Source organism: Parabacteroides sp. CAG:2, from assembly GCF_000436315.1.
Taxonomy (GTDB): domain Bacteria; phylum Bacteroidota; class Bacteroidia; order Bacteroidales; family Tannerellaceae; genus Parabacteroides; species Parabacteroides distasonis.
In genome coordinates, this window is sequence record NZ_FR885321.1 from 183,287 (window position 1) to 191,037 (window position 7,751).

Consider the following 7,751-nt stretch of genomic DNA (forward strand, 5'->3'; position numbering starts at 1 on the left):
AATAAAAGATAACAGAATAAACAAGGATTTAAGGAGGATTTATATGAAAAAAGAAGACGTGGTGGCGGGTATGTTGGCTTATATAGCCCACCTTCGTGAGGTGGGGCGTTATTCCACGGCGAAGAGTTATCTGGACGCTTTACGCTCGTTCAAGTGTTTTTGCGGGATGGAGGAAATCCCTTATGCCTATATAGACAAAGAGAGGCTCTTGCTTTATCAGGCATGGCTGTCGAAGCGGGGCTGTATGCGCAATACGGTGTCCACCTATATGCGGCGAATCCGGCATATCTATAACTTGGCGGTGGAGGCTGGCGAGGTTTCGTATATCCCGAATCTGTTCAAGGGGGTGTTTACTGGCGTGGAGAGCAAGCGGAAGAAGGCGTTGCCTTTGGATTGCTTGCGCTCGTTGATGGGGACTCCGAGAGTTGAGCCGGAGATGCGGAGAACCCAGCTGTGTTTTTGCCTGATGTTCTCGTTCAGCGGGATGGCGTTCGTGGATTTCGCCCATTTGCGGAAAGAGAATGTCAAGGACGGGGTCTTGTCGTACCATCGTCAGAAGAGCGGGTCTTTCATCCGGGTGGAGATCCCGGCCGATGTACGGCTCTTGTTGGATGAGTTGGCGGTTTGCACGGACAAGGACTCGCCTTACCTGTTCCCGTTTCTGAGCGGGAAGAAAACGGGTGAGGCGGCCTATGCGGAATACAACGGCGCCTTGCTGCGCTTTAACCGCGACTTGAGGTCGCTGGCGGAGACTTGTGGTGTGGGTGAGCCGGTCACCTCGTACACGATCCGTCACTCTTTCGCCACGACCTTGAAGGAACAGGACGTACCGATCGAGATGATCAGTGAGCTGTTGGGGCATACGTCTATCAAGACCACGCAAATTTACTTGAAGAGCTTTTCCTTGGAACGTCTGTCGGCGATGAACCGGGCTTGCTTCGAGAGCGTGTATAAACCGGTATCCGAGGTGGGGTAAGAGGTTGGCTACTCGGGAAGTAGCGTAAAAGGTGCGAGAACGGTTATCACCCAGTTGTAGAGACGGGGCGTGCCCCGTCTCTGCACAGACTGATGGGTATTATTTAAAGTTACCATTTAGAGGGGTTGAGACGGGGCGTGCCCCATCTCTACAACTAGAGGTTTACCTTGGTAAGATATTGTCACGTCCTTGCCAGTTCGATTTTTAGAAGGGACGTAATGACGTAGGAAATACGAGGTCATTTCGTCTCTATTGTCATGTCTATACATGAGCAATAAGAACGAAGATTTAAGGAGAATCAAGGTCGAAGCGCAAACAAAAGCCTAATGATTGTTTGCTATTTGTTATTTTTTACTACATTCGCGGCATGAAAGAATACGCTACTTCCCGAGTAGCTAAATATTCACTAGGTATGGTAATTTTCAGAAATGCCATATTTGAAAACTTAAAGTGCTGTGTGTTAGGCGTAAATAGGGTACGCTTGGCAGGGCTTTGAATTGTCGTTTAATCAGAGGGGAACTCCTCGTATATCTTAGGGAAAAGAGAATCATGCCGATGCGTATTTTGAGTAACGATCGCCCGAAGGGGGGCCTGACACAGGCCGGCAAGCGTCATGACTTGAAAGCCGTGCGCTGGTACGTGCTCACGCTTCCTACCGCCGCGGGTGGACGGCGTGACCGGATCAGTCCCTCCAAAGGCTTGGACGTGGAGCTTTCCCGGCGGGAACGTCGGGGAGAGGCTCTTTTCGAGTATTTCGCCCCCTCGTACGTGGAGGTGCGAAAGGTGGGTGGCAAGCTGGTCAACACGAGGCGACCTTTGCTGTTCAACTACGTGTTTATCCGTTCTTCGGTAGAGGAAATCTTCCGCATGAAGCAGGCACTCCCCTTGTATAATTTCCTTCCCCGTGTCTCTTCCGGGAGTACGACCTATTTCCCGCACCTCTTGGATCAGGAGATGGCGAATTTGCGCTGGGTGGCGGAGGCTTACTCCAACGAGCTCCCGGTGTACGTGCCGGAGAGCACCCGCTTGTTGAAGGGGGATCGGGTACGCATAACATCCGGTTATTTTACCGGGATGGAGGCCGAGGTGGTGATCCAGCCGGGCGGCGGTCATAAGGAGGTGATGGCACGCATACTGGATTGCATGTGGGTACCCTTGTTCGAGGTGAAGGCGGGTGAGTACGAGTTGATCGAGTTGAACGCGAAGAGCAAGCACGTTTATACCTATCTGGACAACGACCGCCTGTCGGAGGGCCTGCACGAGGCCTTGGGACGTTACCATGCTTCCGGCAGTGTCTGCGAGGAGGATCGACGATTGGCCGGCGAGGTACTGCGGGGGTATGCCTCTTTGCGTGCGGAGACAGACGTGATGCGCTGCAAGTTGTGCGCGTTGCTCCTCCCGACCTATAAGCTGTCGGGCGATGAGGAGGCTTTCGTTCGCTTGCACGACACGATGCGCGGCTTATTGCCTGTCGTGAAAGCACCGCAATCCCGTGCCCTGTTGCTGGTCACCTTGTACGGCTGCACGGATAACGCTCTCTACCGTCGCATGGCACACGAGCTAGTGGATCCTTGGCAAGTCGATCCCTCGCCTAAGAAAAGTAAATTATCCTTGATCCGCCGGCTGGGCGACTATGATAGATGGCTGGGCCACGAATCAGTTGACAGTTTAAATCATAATCCAAAATTCATAATTCAAATTTGATGTCTACCCTTCCTTCCGGCGTTCGTTTGGTGGCGTTGCTGAACGACCATTTGTGCGAGATCATGGAACGTGAGCGTGCGAACCATACCTCCATGCACTTGTATTGTACGGGGCCTTACTGGGTCGCCTTCGAGCGTTCGGCCTATCAGTTGCGTCGTGCGTTCCCGGACAGCGAGATCACGCCGATGCGCCTGTTCGGGTATCCGTTTCCGGTCGTGATGGTGTCCGTAACGGATCGCTCGCTGCGTTCGTACGCCCGCAAGCATATCTTGCGGATAGACGAGCCGGATTATAAGCGATTGACCGTCCCCGTTTTCCCTGCGGAAGATTACCGGTCGTGGCACGACCGGGAGGTATCGGGACTGCCGTATCCCCACACGTACGGATTTCAGAGAAATTAATACGATTATCACATATGTACCGACAACAATTCTTTCCCCGTCTGGGTGATTACATCGACACGCTGCTGAAAGTCACCAAGCTGACCAAATCCATCGTCTGCGTAACCGGAGGTATGGGCGGCAGTACCTATAACGCTTTAAAAAAGGTATAGACATGCATTTCAGCATCTATGTCCGTCTGTTGGACCTCCTTTGGGAACATCTGGATGACGAGGATCGGTTCCGCCGACTGGCCCATGAAGCCGTGGAGCGGTATATCGCTTACATGCGGGGGAAGATGGATGAAAGAAAGAAATAATCTTATACGTTAGGATCATGCAAACATCTTTGTTTCTATTATTCGGTTTCCTGTTTGCCGTATCGCTCGGCATGGTGATCATCCCGAGGATCTTGGTGATTTCCCATAAGAAACGGCTCTATGATGTCCCGGACGCCCGTAAGGTACATACGATGCCGGTTCCTCGTCTGGGTGGGCTGTCCTTTTTTCCAGTGATCCTGATGTCGATGTTCCTGGTGATCGGTTTTCGTCTGTACTTTTGGGATGTGAACGTGTCCGGCTTGTCATTCAATATGCTTTATGAGTACCTGTTCCTGTTCGTGGGCATGACGCTGCTTTATCTGGTGGGTGTTTGCGACGATCTGGTCGGTGTAGGCTACCGCTATAAATTCGCCGTGCAGATTGCTGCGGCGTTTCTGTTGGTACTGTCAGGCAACTGGTTCGACTCGTTTGGTGGCTTGTTCGGTATTTACTCGGTGCCGGTTTGGGTAGGGGTGCCGTTCACGGTGTTTATCGTGGTATATATAACAAATGCCATTAACTTGATTGATGGTATCGACGGCTTGGCCTCGGGCCTGTGTTGTATCGCCTTGTCGGTCTTGAGCGTGATATTCTTTCTTCGTGGGCAGTATGTTTACGCCTTGTTGGCGGTCTGTACGCTGGGTATCCTTATGCCCTTTTGGTGCTACAACGTGTTCGGTAACGCCAACCGTGGACATAAGCTTTTCATGGGGGATGCCGGCAGCCTTACGCTGGGCTACGTGATCAGTTTCCTGATCATTCACATGAGCGTGACGAACGAGGTCTCTCCGACATTGTCCAACCCGTACATGGTGATCGCTTTCTCTACGGTGCTGGTTCCGCTGTTGGACGTGATCCGTGTGGTCTTGCATCGCCTGCGTGAGCACAAGAATCCGTTTTTGCCGGATAAGAATCACTTTCATCATAAGTTGTTGCGCACGGGGATGCGGGTGCGGATGGTGATGGTGACGATCCTTGGGATAGCGTTGTCTTTTATCGGATTGAACGCATGGTTGGCATGGTGGATGAATATTACCTTCTTGTTGGCTATAAACTTGATTTTATGGTCGTTGCTACATTTGACGATTAATTGTTTTATCGCGAAAACACCTGTGTAGAAACGATGATCTGTAAAAAACAAGGTGAAATTCGTTGAATCCGGGAAAAATTGAATCTTTGAGGTTCAAGACTAAATAGGCGATACGATGATGGGACAAGAACGATTATATCCGATAGGCATCCAGACCTTCTCTGAAATCCGGGAGGGGAATTACCTGTATGTAGACAAGACGGAACTGGTCTACCGAATGACCCATTCCGCCTCGAAATATCAATTCTTGAGCCGTCCCCGCCGTTTTGGAAAATCCTTGCTGACCAGTACGCTGCGCAGCTACTTCGAGGGACGTAAGGAACTGTTCGAAGGGCTGGCGATGGAACGGCTGGAAAAGGAATGGACGAGCTATCCGGTGCTTCACTTCGACATGAGCACGGCGAAGCATATGGATCAGGAACGTTTGTTGAGTGAATTGGAACGGAAACTATCCGGTTACGAGGAAATATACGGACGCGATGAGAGCGCGGTCTATACCAACCAGCGTCTGGAGAGCCTGATCAAACGTGCCTACGCCCAGACCGGACAGAAGGTGGTTGTCTTGATTGATGAGTACGACGCTCCGCTCTTGGATGTGGTACACGAGGAGAGGGATCTTCCCGTATTGCGCGACGTGATGCGCAATTTCTACAGTCCGTTGAAGGCGTGTGATCCTTACTTGCGCTTCGTGTTCATCACCGGTATCACGAAATTCTCACAGTTGAGCATATTCAGCGAGCTGAACAATATTGAGAACATCAGCATGGACGAGGCTTATGCCTCGCTTTGCGGCATCTCGGAAGAGGAATTGCGCGGTCAGATGGGTGCGGATATCGATTTGCTGGCAGGGAAGCTGGGGATATCCGGAGAGGAGGCTTTTCTTCGCCTGAAAGATAATTATGACGGTTATCATTTCACGTGGCCGTCATCCGATATTTATAATCCGTTCAGTTTGCTTACCGCCTTGAGCAAGGGAAAAATCAGTTCCTATTGGTTTGATAGTGGTACACCTACCTATTTGATCGAGATGTTGGATAAGTATCACGTGGAACCCCAGCAAATAGGCGCACGCAAAGTGTTGGCGGAGTCGTTTGACGCCCCCACGGAACGGATGCTCGATATTACGCCCTTGCTCTATCAGAGTGGTTACGTCACGATAAAGGGCTATTCCCCGCTCACGAATTTGTACACGCTCGATATCCCCAACAAGGAGGTACGTATGGGATTGTTGAAGAGCTTGCTTCCCGGTTTTTTGCATCAATATACCGCGGATGGGCTTACCACGGTAGCCCTTCTTTTCGAGGCGATCGCAGGAGAGCGGATGGATGATGCGTTGCGTTTGTTGCAGACCTTCCTGTCCACCATCCCTCAATGTGACAATACGGATTACGAAGGTCATTACCAGTCGTTGCTTTATACGATCTTCAGCCTGCTTGGAATGTATGTGGACGTGGAAGTCCGTACCCCCCAAGGCCGTGTGGACATGGTGATGCGCACCACGACAACACTTTATGTCGTGGAATTGAAGTTGAATAGGACCGCGGATATAGCCTTTGATCAAATCAACTTGAAAAATTATCCGGAGCGTTTCGCTCTTTGCGGGTTACCGGTGGTGAAGGTTGGGATTAATTTCAGCACGGAGACACGGACGATCGAGGGATGGAAGATTGAATATTAAGTTCTATCTGGAACTTCATCGGAACTTTTTTTTAAAATATCTTTAACGGGTGCAGGGATTATGTTAACATGGTTCCTGACAAAATCACTTTGGTTACGAGCCAATGTTAATTTCAAAACTAATTATTTAACAAAACTCGGTTTAGGGCACTGAAAAGTGCCCTTTCAAAGGGGTATGCCCTAAATTGAGTGCTTACAAAAAAACGAGCCATTTTTATACTATCTTGACCAAAGCCTCTTGATACGATGCCTTTGCTCGAAAATTCAAATCGGGTAAAAATGAATCCTTTCTTATGTCAGTTTCGTCAGTGAACAATAAACGGATCGCTAAGAACACGCTGTTCCTCTACTTCCGCCAGATATTGGTGATGGCGGTAAGTTTGTATACGGTACGGGTGGTACTGGAGGTATTGGGCGAGGAGGATTATGGCATCTACAACGTGGTAGGTGGATTTGTGGCGCTGTTCAACATTTTGTCGGGTGCCTTGTCGGTGGCTATCGGCCGTTTCATTACCTACGAGATGGGGCAGCCGGATGCCACTACCTTGCGGTTGCGGCGCATTTTCTCATCCTCCTTGTTGATACAGATAGCCATGGGGCTTGTCATCTCCTTGCTGATAGGCACGTTCGGGGTTTGGTTCGTGGCGCATAAGATGGTCATACCGTCCGACCGCCTCGGCGTGACGTTTTATGTGTTGGGGTTCTCCGTGTTGAGCTTTTTCATCAATTTGCTGAGCGTTCCCTATAATGCGTTGATTATAGCCCACGAGCAGATGAAGGCGTTCGCTTACATCAGCATCATCGAGGTGGTCTTGAAGTTGCTGGTGGCCTATTTGTTACTGATCTCCCCTGTCGATAAGCTTTGGCTATACGCCTTGAGCATGGTGTTGGTGGCCTTGATCGTGCGTTTCACCTATGTGCTCTATTGCAAGCGTCATTTTGCGGAGTGCCGTTTCCTGTGGGGCTTCGACAGGCGATTGCTTTCCCGCATGTTCGCTTTTTCTGGTTGGGCGTTCTTGGGGAATGGGGCCATCGTGCTGAAAGACCAAGGAAGCAACGTCCTTTTAAACCTGTTTGGTGGTCCCGCTGTCAATGCCGCACGGGGGATCGCTATGCAAGTCAACGCGGCGGTGTATAGCTTCGTCATGAATTTCATGCAAGCCTCGAATCCGCAAATCACCAAGAACTACGCCTCCGGGAATCTGGAGGCGATGTATTCCCTGATCATCCGGTGCAGCAAGTTCAGCTTTTTTATCATGTTGATGATCTTGTTGCCCCTTTGTGCGGGCGTTGATTATGTGTTGCGGTTGTGGTTGGTCGATGTCCCCGCCCATACGGTGAATTTCGTGGTACTTACCCTTCTGTACTCACTCGTGGAGTGTTTTTTGAACCCCCTTATAACAGGTATGCTGGCACAGGGGAACATAAAATCTTTCGAGATAGGTTTGGCAAGTCTCTATACGGTTAATTTCATGGCTTCGTATGTTTGCTTGAAGCTAGGGATGCCTGTGGAGACGGTTTTTGTGCTGAACATTGTTTTTAAGGCTCTTGTGCTTGTCGTGCTGCTCATCCACTCCAAATTGAAGTTCGCTTTTCCGGTAGCAC

At 50.4% G+C, this 7,751-nt stretch carries 8 protein-coding genes; all 8 read left to right on the forward strand.

Features of this window, described 5'->3' with window-relative positions; genetic code table 11:
* Positions 1–43: 43 nt before the first annotated feature.
* Positions 44–976, forward strand: coding sequence for a tyrosine-type recombinase/integrase (locus QVP94_RS15015; protein WP_022192917.1), 933 nt, complete (start codon positions 44–46; stop codon positions 974–976).
* 549 nt (positions 977–1,525) lie between these two features.
* On the forward strand, positions 1,526–2,680 hold the full coding sequence (nusG, locus tag QVP94_RS15020; protein WP_022192918.1) for a transcription termination/antitermination protein NusG: 1,155 nt from the start codon (positions 1,526–1,528) through the stop codon (positions 2,678–2,680).
* On the forward strand, positions 2,680–3,081 hold the full coding sequence (locus tag QVP94_RS15025) for a hypothetical protein (protein ID WP_022192919.1): 402 nt from the start codon (positions 2,680–2,682) through the stop codon (positions 3,079–3,081). Before nusG ends, QVP94_RS15025 begins: the two co-directional genes overlap by 1 nt.
* Before the next feature lie 14 nt (positions 3,082–3,095).
* A complete protein-coding gene (locus tag QVP94_RS15030) occupies positions 3,096–3,233 on the forward strand; it encodes a hypothetical protein (RefSeq protein WP_005861865.1) in 138 nt (45 codons plus the stop codon).
* A 2-nt stretch (positions 3,234–3,235) separates the two neighbouring features.
* Complete coding sequence (locus QVP94_RS15035; protein ID WP_005861867.1) at positions 3,236–3,379, forward strand: hypothetical protein; 144 nt, start codon at positions 3,236–3,238, stop codon at positions 3,377–3,379.
* A gap of 17 nt (positions 3,380–3,396) precedes the next feature.
* Positions 3,397–4,497, forward strand: a complete 1,101-nt coding sequence (locus QVP94_RS15040; protein WP_022192920.1) for an MraY family glycosyltransferase — start codon at positions 3,397–3,399, stop codon at positions 4,495–4,497.
* A 90-nt stretch (positions 4,498–4,587) separates the two neighbouring features.
* A complete protein-coding gene (locus tag QVP94_RS15045; RefSeq protein ID WP_036629199.1) occupies positions 4,588–6,147 on the forward strand; it encodes a PD-(D/E)XK nuclease domain-containing ATP-binding protein in 1,560 nt (519 codons plus the stop codon).
* A 292-nt stretch (positions 6,148–6,439) separates the two neighbouring features.
* On the forward strand, positions 6,440–7,751 hold a 1,312-nt coding region (locus QVP94_RS15050; protein WP_288213292.1), incomplete at its 3' end, for an oligosaccharide flippase family protein.

Bases quoted from the DNA above. Each gene is read 5' to 3' on its own strand.
- QVP94_RS15040 (WP_022192920.1), top strand. From the start codon at position 3,397: ATGCAAACATCTTTGTTTCTATTATTCGGTTTCCTGTTTGCCGTATCG.
- QVP94_RS15045 (WP_036629199.1), top strand. From the start codon at position 4,588: ATGGGACAAGAACGATTATATCCGATAGGCATCCAGACCTTCTCTGAA.
- QVP94_RS15025 (WP_022192919.1), top strand. From the start codon at position 2,680: ATGTCTACCCTTCCTTCCGGCGTTCGTTTGGTGGCGTTGCTGAACGAC.
- QVP94_RS15035 (WP_005861867.1), top strand. From the start codon at position 3,236: ATGCATTTCAGCATCTATGTCCGTCTGTTGGACCTCCTTTGGGAACAT.
- QVP94_RS15015 (WP_022192917.1), top strand. From the start codon at position 44: ATGAAAAAAGAAGACGTGGTGGCGGGTATGTTGGCTTATATAGCCCAC.
- QVP94_RS15030 (WP_005861865.1), top strand. From the start codon at position 3,096: ATGTACCGACAACAATTCTTTCCCCGTCTGGGTGATTACATCGACACG.
- nusG (WP_022192918.1), top strand. From the start codon at position 1,526: ATGCCGATGCGTATTTTGAGTAACGATCGCCCGAAGGGGGGCCTGACA.